Annotated in this window: 12 protein-coding genes; 8 read left to right on the top strand and 4 right to left on the bottom strand. The window is 70.1% G+C overall.

Going from position 1 to position 17,209, the window contains the following annotated elements; translation table 11 throughout:
• The first annotated feature begins 61 nt into the window (after positions 1-61).
• The 4 genes from IPV10_RS10160 to IPV10_RS10175 all read left to right on the top strand — a co-directional run bounded on the left by IPV10_RS10160 (position 62) and on the right by IPV10_RS10175 (position 4,472).
• Positions 62-937 (top strand): helix-turn-helix transcriptional regulator, encoded by an 876-nt coding sequence (locus tag IPV10_RS10160; protein WP_207483391.1) that lies wholly within the window; start codon positions 62-64, stop codon positions 935-937.
• A gap of 114 nt (positions 938-1,051) precedes the next feature.
• On the top strand, positions 1,052-2,770 hold the full coding sequence (locus IPV10_RS10165) for an ABC transporter ATP-binding protein (RefSeq protein WP_207483393.1): 1,719 nt from the start codon (positions 1,052-1,054) through the stop codon (positions 2,768-2,770).
• Complete coding sequence (locus IPV10_RS10170) at positions 2,767-3,585, top strand: energy-coupling factor transporter transmembrane component T (RefSeq protein ID WP_207483395.1); 819 nt, start codon at positions 2,767-2,769, stop codon at positions 3,583-3,585. Before IPV10_RS10165 ends, IPV10_RS10170 begins: the two co-directional genes overlap by 4 nt.
• An 11-nt stretch (positions 3,586-3,596) precedes the next feature.
• On the top strand, positions 3,597-4,472 hold the full coding sequence (locus tag IPV10_RS10175) for a siderophore-interacting protein (RefSeq protein ID WP_207483397.1): 876 nt from the start codon (positions 3,597-3,599) through the stop codon (positions 4,470-4,472).
• Between the two features lie 291 nt (positions 4,473-4,763).
• On the opposite strand, the gene IPV10_RS10180 is transcribed toward IPV10_RS10175, so the two are convergent.
• Entirely contained in the window at positions 4,764-5,927 is a 1,164-nt protein-coding gene (locus IPV10_RS10180) for an acyl-CoA dehydrogenase family protein (protein ID WP_207483399.1), read from the bottom strand.
• Between the two features lie 153 nt (positions 5,928-6,080).
• Positions 6,081-7,016, bottom strand: coding sequence for a D-alanyl-D-alanine carboxypeptidase family protein (locus IPV10_RS10185; protein WP_207483401.1), 936 nt, complete (start codon positions 7,014-7,016; stop codon positions 6,081-6,083).
• An 82-nt stretch (positions 7,017-7,098) separates the two neighbouring features.
• Here IPV10_RS10185 and IPV10_RS10190 point away from each other — a divergent pair, with 82 nt between their 5' ends.
• The 3 genes from IPV10_RS10190 (at position 7,099) to IPV10_RS10200 (ending at position 10,109) form a co-directional block, all read left to right on the top strand.
• Positions 7,099-8,157, top strand: a complete 1,059-nt coding sequence (locus tag IPV10_RS10190) for an Rv2578c family radical SAM protein (RefSeq protein WP_242684847.1) — start codon at positions 7,099-7,101, stop codon at positions 8,155-8,157.
• Positions 8,158-8,247: 90 nt separating this feature from the next.
• The gene (locus IPV10_RS10195; RefSeq protein ID WP_207483403.1) at positions 8,248-9,558 is read left to right on the top strand and encodes a glycosyltransferase; all 1,311 of its coding nucleotides are present in this window, start codon (positions 8,248-8,250) and stop codon (positions 9,556-9,558) included.
• 11 nt (positions 9,559-9,569) lie between these two features.
• On the top strand, positions 9,570-10,109 hold the full coding sequence (locus tag IPV10_RS10200) for a YaeQ family protein (protein ID WP_207483405.1): 540 nt from the start codon (positions 9,570-9,572) through the stop codon (positions 10,107-10,109).
• A gap of 195 nt (positions 10,110-10,304) precedes the next feature.
• Here the strand turns inward: IPV10_RS10200 and IPV10_RS10205 are convergent, their stop codons facing one another.
• Positions 10,305-12,656 carry a DEAD/DEAH box helicase gene (locus IPV10_RS10205; protein WP_207483407.1) on the bottom strand — a complete coding sequence of 784 codons (2,352 nt, stop codon included), beginning with the start codon at positions 12,654-12,656 and terminating at the stop codon, positions 10,305-10,307.
• 253 nt (positions 12,657-12,909) lie between these two features.
• On the opposite strand from IPV10_RS10205, the gene IPV10_RS10210 reads away from it, so the two are divergent.
• Positions 12,910-13,809: an aldose 1-epimerase family protein gene (locus IPV10_RS10210; RefSeq protein WP_207483409.1), complete on the top strand. Its 900-nt coding sequence runs from the start codon at positions 12,910-12,912 to the stop codon at positions 13,807-13,809.
• Positions 13,810-14,006: 197 nt separating this feature from the next.
• On the opposite strand, the gene IPV10_RS10215 is transcribed toward IPV10_RS10210, so the two are convergent.
• A complete protein-coding gene (locus IPV10_RS10215; RefSeq protein WP_207483411.1) occupies positions 14,007-17,198 on the bottom strand; it encodes an efflux RND transporter permease subunit in 3,192 nt (1,063 codons plus the stop codon).
• Positions 17,199-17,209 lie beyond the last annotated feature (11 nt).

The following is a 17,209-nucleotide window of genomic DNA, read 5'->3' on the forward strand; positions in this document are numbered from 1 at the left end:
TGCGCAAGCGTGTACCGGCAGGGCACCCCACGGCCGCGACGCCCGGTCTAACCTGCTGTTCATGGACAACCGATCCGAGGTGCGCGAATTCCTGATGAGCCGCAGGGCGCGCGTCAGCCCGGAGTCGGCCGGGCTGAGCGCCGGGTCGAACCGCCGGGTCGAGGGCCTCCGCCGCAGCGAGGTCGCGACGATCGCCGGCGTCAGCGTGGAGTACTACGCGAAGCTCGAGCGCGGCACGATCGCCGGCGCCTCGGCATCCGTCCTCGACGCGGTCTCGCGCGCCCTCCAGCTCGACGACACCGAGCGCGCACACCTGTTCGACCTGGCCAGGTCCGCAGACGGCATCCCGACCAGCGGCCGCCAGCGGCGCAAGACCGCCAGGCACGCCGCCACCCGCCCCAGCCTGCACTGGGCGATGGCCGCGATCACCGAGGCCGTCGCATTCGTCCGCGATCCGCAGCAGAACCTGCTCGCCGTGAACGAGCTCGGGCGCGCGTTCTACTCCCCCGTCATCGGCGACGGCGGGCGGATGCCGAACCTGGCGCGCTTCCAGTTCCTCGACCCGGCCGCGCGCGACTTCTACCCGGAGTGGGATCTGATGGCCCGGATGTGCGTCGGGGTGATGCGCGCGGAGGCCGGTCGCGACCCGCACAACACGGCGATGCAGGATCTGGTCGGCGAGCTGTCGACCCACAGCGAGACTTTCCGCACCCTGTGGGCGGCGCACGACGTGCGCACGCACGGTGCCGGCACCAAGCGCTTCCGGCACCCCGTCGTCGGAAACCTCGAACTCGCCTACGAGGAGCTGGCGCTCACCGCCGAGCCGGGCAATGTGCTGCTCATCTACACCGCCGAGCCCGGCTCCCCGTCTGCGGAGGGACTGCGCGTTCTCGCGTCATGGGCGGCGTCGCAGGATGCCGTGGCGGCGCAGGCCTGACCGGGCTCTCAGGACAGCGCGCACCCGCGGGCTTACCGAGCAGGTCAGGTAAGGCTAGGCTAAGTTGAATCAGCCTGACCGGCTGATCTCCTGTCCGCTGACCCGAGGCTCGCCGTGCGCTCATCCGCGCCCCTTCTCAGCGTGCGTGACCTCTCGATCACCCACGCGGATGCCGGGCACCCCTCGCCCGCCGACGTCGACTTCGACGTCCACGCCGGCGAGGTGGTGCTGCTCCTCGGGCCCTCGGGTTCTGGCAAGTCGACCCTGACACTCGCGCTGAACGGCCTCGTCCCGCACGCGGTGCCTGCGACGATGACCGGGAGAGTGGATGCCGGGGGGCTCGACACCGCGACGACGCCGACCGCGCGGCTGAGTACCCACGTCGCCATGGTGTTCCAGGATCCGGACGCGCAGATCGTCACCGGCTCGGTGTACGACGAGGTCGCGTTCGGCCCCGAGAACCTGCTGCTGCCCCTCGAGGACGTGCAGAGCCGCACCGAGGACTCGCTGCGCCGGGTCGGCCTGTGGGAGCGACGCGACGAGAACCCTGACCGGCTGTCCGGCGGCGGGCGGCAGCGCCTCGCGATCGCCTGCGCGCTCGCGATGGGGTCGCCGCTGATCGTCCTGGACGAGCCGACCGCGAACCTCGACCCGCAGGGGATCGACGACGTCTACGCGGCGCTCACCGATGTCGTGGCCGCAGGAGACCGCGCGATCGTGCTGGTCGAGCACAACCTCGATGCGGCGATGGGCTTCGCCACCCGCGCGATCGTGCTCGACGCCGCGGGGCGGGTCGCGTTCGACGGACCGGTCGCGCAGGTCCTGCGCGAGCACGTCGACGAGCTCCTGACGATGGGCGTCTGGCTGCCGGCCGCGACCCTCACTGCGCTGCGGATGCGGGATGCCGGGGTGACGCTCGACCCGCTGCCGCTGACGGTGGACGAACTCGGCGCGGCGCTCGGCTCGCCATCGGAATCCCGGCTCCCGGCCGAAGATACGGGCGTTTCGCCTCGCTTCGATCGCTCAACGACCAGGCGGGCCCTTCGCGCGACGACCGGGGGTTCCGCGCTCTCGACCGACGAAGCCGCTCCGATCATCCGGGCGCGCGGGCTCACCGTCCGCCGCGGGCGGACCGAGATCCTGCACGGGCTCGATCTCGACATCGACCCCGGCACCCTGACCGCGATCGTGGGCGCGAACGGCGCGGGCAAGACCACGCTCATCCAGGCGCTCGCCGGCGTCGTGCCGCCGCCGAGGCGCCGGGTCACCGTCGACGGGATCGACCCTGGTGCAGCCACGCCCCGCGAGCTCGCGAACCGGATCGGCTTCGTGTTCCAGAACCCCGAGCACCAGTTCATCGCGCACACCGTGTTCGACGAGCTGGCCCACGGCCTGCGCCTGCGGCACACCCCGCCGCAGGAGATCGAGACCCGCGTCGCGGAGATGCTCGAGCGCTTCGGGCTCGCGCACAAGGCGCACGTGCATCCGTTCCTGCTCTCCGGTGGCGAGAAGCGCCGGCTGTCGGTGGGGACCGCCCTCATCGCGCGCCCCCGGGTGCTCGCACTCGACGAGCCGACCTTCGGGCAGGACAGGGCCAGAGCATCCGAGCTCCTCGACATCCTGCAGGGCCTTCGCGCCGAGGGGACCACGATCGTCATCGTGACCCACGACCTCCAGCTGGTCGCGGAGCACACCACGCACACGGTGGTGCTCGCCGCCGGCCGCGTGCACGCCGCCGGGCCCACAGCCGACCTGCTCCACGATGAGCGCGTCTTCGCGTCCGCCGGTCTCCGTCTCCCGGCGCTGCACCGGATGCTGGCGGCGATCGGATGAGCATGCGGACCTTCGACCCGTACGCCGACGCCGCCCCGGCCGCGCCGCGACAGTTCCTCCACGCGCTGAACCCGCTCTCCAAGGTCGCGGGCGTCGCCCCCGCGATGCTGCTGCTCATCTTCGTCCGCGACCTCGCCACACCCGCGGCGTTCCTCGCGCTCGGCTACATCACGCTGCTGATCGGGGCGCGGCTCACGCATCGCACGGCCGCCCTGCTCTTCCTCGCGGTGCCGCTCGGCATCCTCGCGATCGCGTTCGGCTTCTCGCTCTGGGTGGATGCCGAGCTCGTCAGCGCCAGTTCCCCGATCCTGACGATCGGCGACTGGACCCTGCATCAGGGCGCCCTCCTGATCGGCTTCGCCACGGCGCTCCGCCTGGGCGCGATCCTCTCCCTCGCGCTGATCGGCGGACTCACCACCACGGGGCCGAACCTCGTCCGCTCCAGCGTGCAGCAGCTGCGGGTCCCGTACCGGATCGGATACACGGCACTCGCGGCCTTCCGCTTCGTGCCCCGGTTCGGCTACGAGCTCTCGGTGATCCGCGCCGCCCACCGCGTCCGCGGGCACCACGGCGGGCGCGGCCCGTTCGCACGGATCGCCCGCGGCTGGGGCTACATCGTGCCGCTGCTCGCCGGCGCGATCCGTCACGCCGAGCGGGTCGCCCTCGCGATGGACTCCCGCGCCTTCGGCGCCCACACGACGCGCACCGAGCGCCACCTGGTGCCGTTCCGTGCGCGCGACATCGTCTTCATCGCCGTGAGCCTCGCGGCATCCGCGGTGATCTTCCTCTCGTTCTTCCCCTGGCAGCTCCCCTGAAAGGCGTCCTGATGGCGTTCAGCAAACTGGTCAAGCCCGAGACGGCCGGCCTCATCCACCTCACCGTGCAGCGCACCGAGCGGCTCTCCGCGCACTGGATCAGAGTCACGCTCGGCGGCGGCGAGATCGAGAAGTTCCGCGCGATGGGCTACGACCAGTGGTTCCGGCTGTTCCTCCCGATCGGCGGCGACGCCGGGCTCGAGCGGGTGCCGGCCAAGGCGAACAGGATGTTCGGATACCTGAAGTTCCTGCGTATCCCCGACGGCGAGCGCCCGGTCATGCGCAACTACAGCGTCCGCGCGTACCGGCCGGCGACTGCCGATGCCGGCGCCGAGATCGACGTCGATTTCGTGCTCCACGGGTCGGCAGCCGAGGGGACCGCGGGACCGGCCTCGCGCTGGGCCGAGACTTGCGCGCCGGGAGAGCACGTCCTCGTCATCGACGAGGGGCTCACGTTCAACCCTCAGCGCGGCGTCGACCGCGTGCTCCTGATCGGCGATGAGACCGCGCTGCCTGCGATCTCGTCGATCTGCGCGTCGCTGCCGTCGTCCGCGTCCGGCGTCGCGATCATCGAGGTGCCCTCGAGCGAGGACGCCCTCGAGTTCCCGCGACCCGCGGGCGTCGACGTGATCTGGATCACCCGGCCCCACGAGTTCGACCCCGGGCTGCTCGCCCTCGCCGCGCTGCGCGACACGATGCTCCCTGACGGGCCATTCCACGCCTACGCCGCCGGCGAGCAGGCCCTCGCGTCGGGGGTCCGCAAGCACCTGGTCGGCGAGCGCGGCGTCGACAAGAACCTCGTCAGCTTCTGCGGATACTGGCGGATCGGCGCCGCATCCCCTGCCTCGAAGGCCGCCCGCGAGGCCGCAGCGGAGCGCCTCGCATGAGCGGGACGGATGCCGTCGGCTCGAGCGGCGCGACTCCGGGTGCGGGGCCAGAAACGCACCCCACCCGCGGTGCGGGGTCAGAAACGCATCCGGATCAGCCCGCGAAGATGCACGATCGACCTCGCACGGCGGATGCCGGGCGCTTCCGCTTCTCGACCCGGCTGCGCAAGGCCGGCGTCGGCGGCCGCGTCCCCGCCGCACGCACGCGGTAGGGGTCGCGGGGGCGGCTTGCACCAGGGCACGAGGAAGGGCTCCGGATGCAGCATCCGGAGCCCTCCTCGAAACGATGCGTCAGCGCTTGCCGGCGATCTGACGACCGACCAGGTCGCGCATGATCTCGTTGGTGCCGCCGTAGATGCGGTGCACGCGGGCGTCGGTGAAGGCCCGCGCGATCGGGTACTCCATGATGTAGCCGTAGCCGCCATGCAGCTGCACGCCGATGTCGAGCACCTCCCATTCGCGCTCCGTCGTCCAGAACTTGACCTTCGCCGCGTCTTCGGGGGAGAGCCTGCTGTCCTTGTACGCGAGCAGCGCGCGGTCGACGTAGGCCCACATCGCGTCGGTCGTCGCGGCCATGTCGGCGAGACGGAAGCGGGTGTTCTGGAAGTCGGCGACGCGCTCGCCGAATGCCTCGCGGTCCTTCGTGTAGGCGACGGTCCAGCCCAGAGCCGCCTGCGCGGCGGCCGCGGCGGCGACGCCGATCGACAGGCGCTCGAGAGGCAGGTTCATCATCAGCTGGATGAAGCCCTGACCCTCCTTGCCGCTGATCAGGTTCTCGTCGGGGATGAACACGTCGGTGAAGCTGAGCTCGGCCGTGTCCCAGCCGTGGAAGCCCATCTTGCTGAGCTTCTTGCCCTGGTCGAAGCCCTCCATGCCCTTCTCGACGAGCAGCAGACTGAAGGCGTCGGGGCGGTTGCCCTCTCCGGTCTTCACGAAGGTCACGACGAGGTCGGCCGTGGAGCCGGAGGAGATGAACGTCTTCGCGCCGTTGAGGATGTACCCGCCGTCGACCTTCTTCGCGTTGGTCTTGATGCCACGGAGGTCGGAGCCCGCACCGGGGTCGGTCATGGCGAGAGCGCCGAGCACCTCACCGCTGGCCATGCGGGGCAGCCACTTCTCCTTCTGCTCCTGAGTGCCCATGTGCACGAGGTAGGGGACGGCGAGGTCGTCCTGGATGCCGAAGGCGCCGGCGAGGGAACCTGCGCCTGAGGCGATGACCTCCTCCATCACGATCGTGCGGAAGCGGTAGTCCTGGAGCATTCCGGCGCCGCCGAACTCCTCGGGGACCGAGAGGCCGATCAGACCAGCCTCGCCCGCGGCGAGCATGGTCGGGCGGTCGATCTCGCCGGCGGCGTCCCACTTCTCGATGGCCTCGTTCGTGACGTGGCGCTTGACGAAGTCCTTGACGAGGTCGCGGAATGCCTCGTGGTCCTCTTCGTAGATGTCGCGTTCCATGGGGTCCTCCGGTGAGTCTCGTGCGTCGTTGCTCCGGTGATTCTATGCCGGAAACATGGGCGAAGACAGCGATTTGTGAGAATGCGTCCCACAATTCGTGAGACTGGGTACCGCGATTGTCGGATGCCGCAACAGGCAGCCGGACCGACCGGATCAGTGCGCGTAGTCGGGTGCTGCGGGGAGGCCGAAGAACTCCTCGAGCGTGTGGAACCCGCCGTCGTGATAGGCGGCGGCGAGCTCGGTGCCGATGTACCGGAGGTGCCACGGCTCCGGCTGATATCCGGTCACTCCGGTGCCCACCTGCTCATAGCGGACGATGAAGCCGTGCTCCCAGGCATGCTCGGCGACCCACGCCCCCTGAGCGGTCGCGCCGAACGCCTCTATCCCGCCGCACTGCGGGCTGCAGGCGACGAGGTCGAGGGCGAGGCCGGTCTGATGCTCGCTGTGACCGGCGCGGGCGGACGCGGCATCCGCCTGGTCCTGCCCTCGGGACTCGACGTGGGTCGCGTGCGTGCGCACCTGCAGATCGTAGGAGCGGTAGCCGTTGTTCGCGCCGATCCGGCCGACCCCGGCGGCCTCCGCCGCGTCAGCCATGACGCCGACCGCAGCGGCGACGTCGGCGCGCGCACGCCCTGAGGCCGTCGTCATCTGCAGCGGCATCTCCGCCAGGGAGGCCGGGGCGAAGTCGACGGGGTCGAGCGGACGCGACTTGTTGACGACCACCCACACGTGGGCGGGATCGTCGAGCGAGACGCAGGGTGCGTTCCCGGCGATGACGGCAGCGCGGAAGCTCTCGCCGCCGCCGAAGCCGGCGATCGTGGCCGCGTCATCCGCCGAGGCGATCGCCTCCTGCACCACGGGCTCGGAGCAGGGGTCCGCTGCGACCGTCGCGCCGACCTGCACGGCAGGAACCTCCTGCACCAGAACCGGCTCGGGTATGGCCTGAACGCGCTCGGCCGAAGTGGCCACCGGAGCAGTCGCGATCGAGAGCAGGATTCCGATGGCGGTCACCGCGAGGCCGATCGGCAGCGCGGGTCCGTGGATCGGGGAACGCGGCGCCGCGTGCTGAGGCTGCGGCGCGGGATTCATGCTTCCATTCTCCCTCATTTCCTTTCGAACAGACTTCTGACCCGATGTTGACCGATTGTCGTTTCTATGTTCGAATGAAGGTATGCGGTGGCAGGGACAGAAGCTCGGAGAGGTGGATGCCGCTGCGCTCCCCGGTCTCGAGGCGCGGACCGGAATCCTGCGTACGGTCACCACGCCCGAGTTCGCCGGCATGACCTTCCACGAGGTGCTGTCGAAGTCGGCGCTGAACAAGGTGCCAGGAGCTTCGCGGATGCCGTTCGCCTGGACGATCAATCCGTACCGTGGATGCAGTCATGCATGCGTCTACTGCTTCGCCCGCGGCACTCACGAGTATCTCGACCTCGACGGCGGCTCCGACTTCGACTCGCAGATCGTCGTGAAGGTGAACGTGGTCGACGTGCTCGAACGCGAGCTGCGGCGCGGCAGCTGGCAGCACGAGACCGTGGCGCTGGGAACCAACACCGATCCGTATCAGCGTGCCGAGGGTCGCTACAAGCTGATGCCGGGGATCATCGAGACCCTCGCGGCATCCGGCACCCCGATGTCCGTGCTGACCAAGGGCACGCTGATCCGCCGCGACATCCCGTTGCTGGTGGAAGCGGCGCGGCGAGTGCCTGTGGACATCCAGATGTCCATCGCGATGTACGACGACGAGCTGCAGAAGGCGATCGAGCCGGGCACGCCGACGACCCAGGCGCGACTCGACACCGTGCGCGCGCTGACCGATGCCGGGTTCCGGGTCACCGTGTTCCTGATGCCGATCATGCCCCACATGACCGACTCCGTCGCGGCGATCGACAGCGCGCTGACGCGGATCAAGGAGTCAGGCGCCACTCGCGTGATCTACGGCGCGCTGCACCTGCGCCCTGGGGTGAAGCCGTGGTTCATGCAGTGGCTCGGCGATTTCCGTCCCGACCTCGTCTCGTCGTACCGGGGCCTGTACCCCGGCATGTCGGCAGAGGCGCCGAAGCCGTACCGGCAGTGGCTCGCGAAGCGCGCACGACCGCTCATCCGGATGCATGGCCTCGATGGCCGGCACGAGGACGACTACCCCGTGCGAGGCATGAGGCCCTCGCCGAGCTTCGCGACGGCGAAGGGCCCGCCGGCGACATCCGCACCGCTCCAGCCGATGCTCTTCTGATCCCCGCCCGCCGAGACGCCGCCGGCAGAACCCCTGTCGGCGGCGCGAGTTCCGCGCGACAATCAGGAGTGACCACGCTGGGGGTCGGACATGGCACGGATTCTCGTGAGCGCGATGCCGTTCACCGGACACGTCACGCCGATGCGAGCCGTCGCTCATGCGCTCGTGTCCCGCGGGCACCACGTGCGCTTCTACACGGGCAGCGCGTTCCGAGACGGCGTCGAAGCGTCCGGAGCATCCCTCGTCCCATGGCGAAGAGCGCCGGATTTCGACGAGACGGATCTGCCGGCGGCCTTCCCCCGCCTCGTCGGCAAGAAGGGGCTGCAGCAGCTCCTGATCAACGTGCAGGACGTCTTCATCGAGACCGCGCCGGCGCAGGTCGCCGATCTGCGCGAGGAGTTCGATCGCGAACCCTGGGACGCGATCGTGGGCGACGAGCTGTCGCTGGGAGCGGTGCTGTTCGATGAGCTGGAGCACACGCATCTGGCCACCGTCGCGGTGCTGCCCCTGCACCTGGCGGGATCTCAGGGTCCCCCGAGCGGATTGGGCCTTCAGCCCGGCCGGAACCCGGTGACACGGGCGCGCGATGCGCTGCTGCGAGCTGTCGTTCCGCTGATCTCACGTCCGATCCTCGGTCCGCTGTCCAGAGCCCGTGCGGCCGTCGACCTGCCCGCCTCGGGGCTGGGCCTTGATCGGATGCTCTTCTCACGCGAGCTCATCATCGCGTCGGGTTCTCCGATGCTCGACTTCCGCCGTACAGACCGACCGGACGAGCTGTCTTTCGTCGGACGACTCGCCACGCCCGCCTCGCCTGCTCCGACCCCCGCCGCCGACCTCCCGCCGTGGTGGGGCGACCTCGAGGGGCGCCGCGTGGTCCACGTGACCCAGGGGACGCTGAACACCGACCCGGACGACCTCATCAGGCCCGCCCTCGAAGCGCTCGCCGATCTCGACGCGCTCGTCGTCGTCGCGACAGGTGCGCTCGGCCGGAGCGAGCTTCCCTTCGCCGTGCCGCCGAACGCCCGCGTCGCCGGGTTCCTCCCCTACGCGCAGCTGCTCCCCCGCGTCGACACGATGATCACGAACGGCGGCTGGGGCGGCACCCTCGCCGCTCTCGAGCACGGCATTCCGCTGGTCATCGCCGGCGGCGAGCTCGACAAGCCCGAGATCGCCGCCCGAGTGGCGTGGACGGGCGCCGGCGTGAACCTGCGCACCGGCACCCCGAACGCCCGCCAGGTCGAGGCCGGCTACCGGCGGATCGTCACGGATCCGTCGGTCAGACAGGCAGCAGCCGGGGTCGCCGCCGAGCTGCGGTCGTTCGGCGGGGCGATTCGCGCTGCCGAGCTGATCGAAGAGCTCACGGCCGAGCGCAGGTCACCGGGCCCCGTCGTCGACGCGTAGGCTCGGTCGTTATGGCTATCGGTTCGACGATGCACACGTTCGATGTGCAGCTTGCAGACATGGACCGTGGTGTCTACGAGGACTTCTCCCTGCGCGTCGCGCGGCATCCTTCGGAGACTGATGCGTACATGCTCACCCGCGTCCTCGCGTACGGACTCGAGTTCACCGAGGGCATCACGTTCGGCGGCGGCATCTCCCAGACCGACGAGCCCGCCGTCCTCGTGCGCGACCTCACCGGCCTGACGACAGCCTGGATCGAGGTCGGCGCCCCCGACGCCGAGCGCCTGCACTACGGCAGCCGGCTCGCCGAGCGCACCGTCGTCTACACGCACCGCGACCCGGCGAAGGTCATGGCGCCGTGGGCTGACAAGCGCATCCATCGCTCCGAGGACATCCGGGTCTTCAGCTTCGACCCGGGCTTCATCGACTCGGCAGCTCCCCTCATCGAGCGTCGCAACACCATCACTCTGACCGTGACCGAGCAGGTGCTCTACCTCGACCTGAACGGCACGACGCTGACCTCGAGCATCCACGAGCACGCGCTCGCGTGACGCTCCGCGGCAGTCGCTGCGGCCACAGCGCCGCTCAGCATCCGCCGACTGCACGGCCTGTCGACGTCGAGTACTCGTGCACTCGGCGACGTCACGCGAAGTCGACGCGCAGTTCCCCTGAGCTCGGCGAGTTCACGTGAAGTCGACGAAGGCCCCGCACCGGCGGATGCCGGGACGGGGCCTTCGGAGCACGGCTCAGGACGTGAGGTCGGCGGCAGTCGGCACGCGACCCGCGATCTCCTCGATGATGTCGTCGTCGAGGCGCGCGTTCTCGAACGGCGCATCGATCTCCGCGCGCTGCAGCAGCTCCGTCATCCGGCGCTGACGCTGACGCGTGATGAGCGTCACGACGCGACCCGAGCGACCGGCGCGGCCGGTGCGGCCGGAGCGGTGCAGGTACGTCTTGTACTCGTCCGGAGCATCCGCCTGGACCACCAGATCGATGTCGTCGACGTGGATGCCGCGGGCGGCGACGTCCGTCGCGACCAGCACGCTCACGCGACCGGAGGTGAGCCGCTCGAGGTTCCGCGTGCGCTTGGCCTGGTTGAGATCGCCGTGCAGGGAGACGGCCGGGATGCCGGCGTCGTCGAACTGCTCGGCGAGCATGTCGGCGTAGGCACGGGTGCGGGCGAAGACCAGGGTCTTGCCTGCACGGTCGACCAGTGACGTGAGGATCTCGGCCTTGTCGCGGTGCTCGATCACGAGCACGCGGTGCTCGATCGTGCTGGAGTCCTGGTCCTCGCCCGCGACCTCGTATACGGCCGGGTCGACGAGGAACTCGTCGACGAGCGCGGCGACCTCACGGTCGAGCGTTGCCGAGAAGAGGAGCTTCTGGCTTCCGTCGGCGGTGTGGCGGAGGATGCGCTGCACCGGCTCGACGAACCCGAGCTCGCACATGTGGTCTGCCTCGTCGAGCACCGCGATGCGGCAGTCGGAGAGGTCGAGCTTGCCCTGGTTGATGAGGTCCTCGATGCGTCCGGGCGTGCCGATCACGATGTCGACGCCCTTCTTCAGCGCACCCACCTGGCGGCCCTGGGGGACGCCACCGTAGATCTGCGTGGTGAACAGGCCGACGCTGCGGGCGATCGGCTGGATCGTGCGGTCGATCTGCAGCGCGAGCTCACGCGTCGGGGCGAGGATGATCGCACGCGGCGAGCGGCCGAACTCGCGGCGCTTGCCGGCCTGCGACTTCAGGACGTTCTCGACGAGCGGTGCGCCGAACGCGATGGTCTTGCCGGAGCCGGTGCGGCCGCGGGCGAGGACGTCGCGGCCCTCGAGCACGGCCGGGATGCTGGCGGCCTGGATCGGGAACGGCGTCGCCGCGCCCATGCCGACGAGGGTCTCGACGATGTTGGAGCCGAGGCCGAGATCGGCGAAGCTCACGCCATCGACCTCGACGGCCGCGACGGACTTCGCCTCGAGGCGCTCGTGCACGACGTCATCCGTCGGCTCGAACGCGGCCTTCGGGGTCTTGTTCCAGTCATCGCGGCTGGGACGGGTGTCGCGAGCGGTGCGGTCGTCACGACGGGGACGCTCGGTGCGGTACGCGCCACCGGTCGACGGGCGCGAGCGCTCGTCGCGGCCGCCCTCGATCGAACGCTGCGTGCGGTCGCGGTCGAAGGCACGGCGTGCGCGATCGGCGTCGAAGGAGCGCTCAGGGCGCTCGGCTGCTCGATCGAAGCGCTGGGCCCCTGAGCCTGTCGAAGGGCGCGGACGGTCGTCACGGTCGAAACGGGGACGCTCGGCCCCACGGTCGCTGTTGTAGCGGGGACGCTCGGCACCGCGATCGCTGTTGAAGCGCGGGCGCTCGGTGCGGTCGCCGGCACGGTTCGGTCGGTCGCCGAAGCCACGGTCGTCACGACGCGGACGGTCGTCCCGCTCGAAACGAGGGCGCTCGGCACGATCGAAACGCTGGGTCCCTGAGCCTGTCGAAGGGCGGGGACGCTCGGCGCCGCGGTCGTCGCGGTAGGAACCGGGACCGGTGGGGCGCTGGCCGGTGGGGCGCTGGCCGGTGCGCTCGAAGCGCTGGCCGCCACGGTCGCCGGCACGGTTCGGCCGGTCGCCGAAGCCACGGTCGTCACGACGCGGACGGTCGTCCCGCTCGAAACGAGGACGCTCGGCACGATCGAAACGCTGGGTCCCTGAGCCTGTCGAAGGGCGAGGACGCTCGCCACCGCGGTCGAATCGCGGACGCTCGCCGCGCTCGTCACGGTGGTGCGGAGCCTCACGGCGACCGGACTCGGCGCGGTTGCGGATGCCGCGGGCCTCGTCGCGGCCCGCGCGCTCCTGCGCGTTCCAGCGCTGCTTGGGCGCGCCGCCCTCCGCCTCGGCGGGGCGGTAGCCGCGGTGGCCGGCGCTGCGGCTGCCGGGGCCGGTCGGCGCCGTGCGCCGCTCACCGGCATCCACTCGTCCGCCGCGCGAATCGCGGGCGCCGTCGCGGGCGCCGGCGCCGGCGTGGCGGTCGTGGAACGAGGTCTTCTTCGCGCCGTAGCGGGGCTCGAAGTTGGCGGACGGGCGTCCGCCGCGGGGCTTCTTGTTCTTGGGCATCGGTTGTGTCCTTCTGAGTTCTCGCACGAGAACAGCGCCGCGCACACGCGCGAGCACCACGCCTGAGCGCGGGTCCGGACTGTCAGCGGCCGGGGCCATTCATGTGATGGTTGATTTGCGTCGATCGACGCTCACCATCGGCCCCTGGACTCACACTTCTTACACAAAAACGTCCGCGCCATGCGCGGGTGTCCGAAGCCGACCCCGGAAGTCTACCGGTCGCACCTGAGAATCCTCCCCGTACGATTGCGGGGTGAACAACGTCTCCCCCACCGGCCGCCAGGTCGAGCTCCGGCTCGGCGACGTCGACGCGCAGATCGCCCAGGTCGGCGCGTCCCTCCGCTCGCTCCGCATCGGCGGCATCGACCTCGTGCCGCCGTATCCGCTGGACGAGCCCACGCCATCATGCTCAGGGGTGGTGCTCGCGCCCTGGCCCAATCGCGTGCGCGACGGGCTGTGGGACGACGAGGGATCCAGCCGTCAGCTCGCGATCACCGAGCCGAAGTTCGGCAACGCCAGCCATGGACTGCTGCGATTCACGGCGTACGAGATCGAGCAGGCGGATGCAGGGGCCGCCACGCTGCATGCCACGATCGTTCCGCAGACGGGCTACCCGTACCTGATCGAGACGAACGTCACCTACTCGCTGCATGCCGCGGGCGTCGAGGTCACCCACGCGCTCACCAACCGGTCGGCGACCGCGGCGCCCGTCGCACTCGGCACGCACCCGTTCGTCACCATCGGCGACGTCGACCCGCACGAGCTGGTGCTGCGCATCCCCGCGGCGACCGCCTTCGACACCGACGAGCGGATGCTGCCCACCGGCACCAGCCCCGCAGAGGCCGCGCTGCGCGACGGCATCCGGCTCGGGGATGCCGACCTCGACACCGGCTTCACCGCTCTGATCCGCGACGCCGACGGACGCGTCAGGACCACGCTCACCGCCCCCGACGGCCGCCGTGTGACGCTGTGGCAGGGCGAAGGCTTCGACTACCTGCAGGTGTACACGACGCCCGGCTACCCCGGTCAGGCCCTGGCGGTCGCGATCGAGCCGATGACGGCGCCGGCCGAAGCGCTGAACAGCGGCCTCGGCATCCGTCGCCTCGCCCCGGGCGAGACCTGGACGCTCAGCTGGGGCATCGAGCTCGGCTGAGTCCGGCAGGTGCCGTGCACCGAGCGTGCCGCGCCGGGTGCGCGTTGTCGTCGTCTTTCGTCCGCGAGATGACGACGCCGCGCACCTCGACGAGGTGACTGCCACGTCGCCCGCCCGCGGGTGCGCCTTGTGGTCGCCCTTCGGGTGGAAGGCGACGACAGGGCGCAGCTCGAGAGCCGCGCGCGCTGTGGGTTCCCTCACTCGAGCGGGTGTTCGCGCAACTGCCGGCGGGTGGGCTGCGGCGCCTGCGACAGGTCGCCGACGGGGGCGGATGCCGCGGCATCCTGCTCCCCCGACGACGCGGTGCCTGTCGCGGGATCCCCGCCGACAGCATCCGCTCCGCCCTTGCGCGCCCTGCGCCGCTCCCTGGCACCCTCGACGAGGTTGTAGAGCGTCGGCAGCACGACCAGCGTGAGCACGGTCGACGAGACGAGCCCGCCGATCACGACGATCGCGAGAGGCTGCGAGATGAACCCGCCGTGACCGGTGATGCCGAGGGCCATCGGGGTCAGGGCGAAGATCGTCGCGAGGGCGGTCATCAGGATCGGGCGAAGACGCTTCTCGCCGCCGGCCATCACGGCCTCGGCCGTGGGCAGTCCCTTCTCGCGGTACTGGTTGACGAGATCGACGAGCACGATCGCATTCGTCACCACGATGCCGATCAGCATCAGCACGCCGATCAGCGAGGCGACGCCGAGCGGCACGCCGGTGACGATCTGCAGCAGGATCGCGCCGGTCGCCGCGAACGGCACCGAGACGAGCAGCAGCAGCGGCTGACGCAGCGACTTGAACGTCGCCACCATCACCACGTAGACGATCAGGATCGCGGCGAGCATCGCGAGGCCGAGCTGCGAGAACGAGTCGGCCTGCTGGGTGGCCACGCCACCCACGGCGGCAGAGGCCCCGTCCGGCAGGTCCGCCGCGGCGAGCGCCTCGTTCACCGACTGAGTGGCGACGGCGAGGTTGTCGGACGCAGGCGGCACGGTGATCGTCGCGGTGCGGCGGCCCTGCTCGGTGGTGATCGAGGTCGGGCTGTTGCGCTCCTCGACGGCGGCGATGTCCTGCAGCTGCACGATGCCGAGCGGCGTCGTGATCGCCAGCTCGCGCAGTGCCTGCGCGGTGGCCGGCGGCTCGGAGGTCGTCAGGTACACGGTGAGCGCGGTGTCGTCGATCTCGACCGAGCCGAGCTGCTGCGGGCGCATCGTGTTCGACACGATCGTGCCGACCGCGACCTCGGACAGACCGCGCTCCGCCGCCGCGTCCCTGTCGACGACGACAGCGAGGTACGGGAGAGACGCTGCGAGGTTGTCTGTCACCTGACCGATGCCGTCGCGGCCGTCGAGCTCGGCCACCACGGCCGCCGTGGCGGTCTCGAGGTCCTCCGAGTTCGATGCCGAGACGGAGATCTCGATGTCGCTGGAGCCGAGGCCGGTGGATGCCGCGACCGACACCTCGCCGACGTCGGACAGCCCGTCGATCGCGTCCTGCACGTCGGCGCGCAGCTGCTCCTGGTCGGCGTCGCCGTCGGTGAGCACCGAGTAGGTCACGCCTGCACTGCCGGAGAAGGCATCCCGCAGTGCGGAGCCGCTCGACCCGATCGACGCCTGCACATGCTCGATGCCGTCGATCTCGAGCAGCGCCTCCTCGACGGCGATCGCCGCCTCCGACTTCGTCTCGAGGCTCGCGGTGGGACCGAGGTCCTGCGTGACCCGCATCGTGTTCTGACCGGAATCGCTGAGGAAGTTGATCTTCATCAGAGGCGCGGCGGCGAGCGTGGCCCCGAGCACGACGACCGCGATGATCACAGTGATGCCGGAGTGCTTCAGGGTCCAGCCGAGGATCGGCCGGTACGCACGCTGCAGAGGTGTGGGCGGAGCATCCGGATGCTCCGGATCGATCGCGCTTCCGGTGGCATCGAGCAGCGGCTTGCCCGGGCGGAGGAACCAGTACGCGAGCACCGGCACGATCGTCAGCGACACGAGCAGCGAGGCGACCATGGCGATCGTCACCGTCATCGCGAACGGCCGGAACAGCTCGCCGACCATGTCGCCGACGAACACGATCGGCAGGAACACCGCGACCGTCGTGATGGTGGAGGCGGTGACGGCCATCGCGACCTCGCGCACCGCCAGCCGGATCGCGTCCCCCTTGTCGGCGTCGCCGACGTAGTGGCGCTTGATGTTCTCGATCACGACGATCGAGTCGTCGACCACTCGTCCGATCGCGATCGTGAGCGCACCGAGGGTGAGCACGTTCAGCGAGTACCCGAAGGCCTGCAGGCCGATGAACGTGATCAGCACGCTCGTCGGGATCGAGATCGCGGTGACGAGAGTCGAGCGCACAGACAGCAGGAAGACCAGGATGACGATGACGGCGAACACGAGACCGAGCAGACCCTCGGTCGCCAGGGTGTCGATGGACTGCACGATGAACGGCGCCTGATCGAAGATGATCGTGAACTCGGCATCCGGGAACGCCTCGCCGATCTCGTCGAGGGCCGCGATGACGCCCTTCGAGACCTCGACCGTGTTCGCGGCGGGCAGCTTCGTGATCGAGATGGAGAGCGCGTCCTCGCCGTCGACGCGCGAGATCGATGACACCGGGTCGGCCTCCTGCGCGACGGTCGCGACGTCGCCGATGGTCAGGGCGGTGCCGACCAGAGGGAGTGCGGCGATCTCGTCGACGCTCGTGATCTTCGCACCGGTCTGGACCGTGAGGGTCTGGCCGTCCTCGGTGATGTCGCCGCCGGGGAACAGCGTGCCGTTCTGCTGCAGCGCCCCGGTGATGGCCTGCGTGGTCTGCCGCTCGGCGGCGAGCTTCGCGGCATCCGGTGTGATGGTGATGCGCTGGCCGACGCCGCCGACGATCTGGGCGGCGTTCACGCCATCGACGTCCTCCAGCTCAGGGATGGCGACCGTCTCGAGCTCCGCCTGCGCGTTCTCGGCGTCGTCGAAGCCGGTGACGGCGACCTGGATCACCGGGAAGTCGTCGATCGACACCGACAGCACCTGCGGGCTCACGTCATCCGGCAGCTGCTGCGAGATCCGGTTGAGCGCCTGCTGGATCTTCTGCTCGGCGGTGGCGAGGTTCGTGCCGTAGGTGAACATCGCCTGCACGATCGAGGCGTTCGTGGTGCTGGTCGCGGTGGTCGACTCGAGACCGGCGACCCCCTGGATCGCCGACTCGATGGGGGTCGACACGTCGTTCTCGACGACCTCGGGCGAGGCGCCGGGGTAGCTCGTCATGACGACGAGGGCCGGCAGCTCCAGTGACGGGATCAGCTCCTGCTTGAGGTTCGTCAGCGCGAGCCCGCCGAACACCGCGGCGACGATCGTGATGAGCGCGATCAGCGCGCGGTTCTTCAGGCTGAGGACGGCGAGGTTCGACAAGACGGTTCTCT

Source organism: Microbacterium sp. SD291, assembly GCF_017355365.1.
In the GTDB taxonomy this organism is placed as follows: Bacteria; Actinomycetota; Actinomycetes; order Actinomycetales; family Microbacteriaceae; genus Microbacterium.

Excerpts from the sequence above, each read along its gene's own strand:
- IPV10_RS10160 (WP_207483391.1), top strand. The coding sequence starts at position 62 with ATGGACAACCGATCCGAGGTGCGCGAATTCCTGATGAGCCGCAGGGCG.
- IPV10_RS10180 (WP_207483399.1), bottom strand. The coding sequence starts at position 5,927 with ATGGAACGCGACATCTACGAAGAGGACCACGAGGCATTCCGCGACCTC.
- IPV10_RS10200 (WP_207483405.1), top strand. The coding sequence starts at position 9,570 with ATGGCTATCGGTTCGACGATGCACACGTTCGATGTGCAGCTTGCAGAC.
- IPV10_RS10195 (WP_207483403.1), top strand. The coding sequence starts at position 8,248 with ATGGCACGGATTCTCGTGAGCGCGATGCCGTTCACCGGACACGTCACG.
- IPV10_RS10190 (WP_242684847.1), top strand. The coding sequence starts at position 7,099 with ATGCGGTGGCAGGGACAGAAGCTCGGAGAGGTGGATGCCGCTGCGCTC.
- IPV10_RS10170 (WP_207483395.1), top strand. The coding sequence starts at position 2,767 with ATGAGCATGCGGACCTTCGACCCGTACGCCGACGCCGCCCCGGCCGCG.
- IPV10_RS10175 (WP_207483397.1), top strand. The coding sequence starts at position 3,597 with ATGGCGTTCAGCAAACTGGTCAAGCCCGAGACGGCCGGCCTCATCCAC.
- IPV10_RS10185 (WP_207483401.1), bottom strand. The coding sequence starts at position 7,016 with ATGAATCCCGCGCCGCAGCCTCAGCACGCGGCGCCGCGTTCCCCGATC.
- IPV10_RS10205 (WP_207483407.1), bottom strand. The coding sequence starts at position 12,656 with ATGCCCAAGAACAAGAAGCCCCGCGGCGGACGCCCGTCCGCCAACTTC.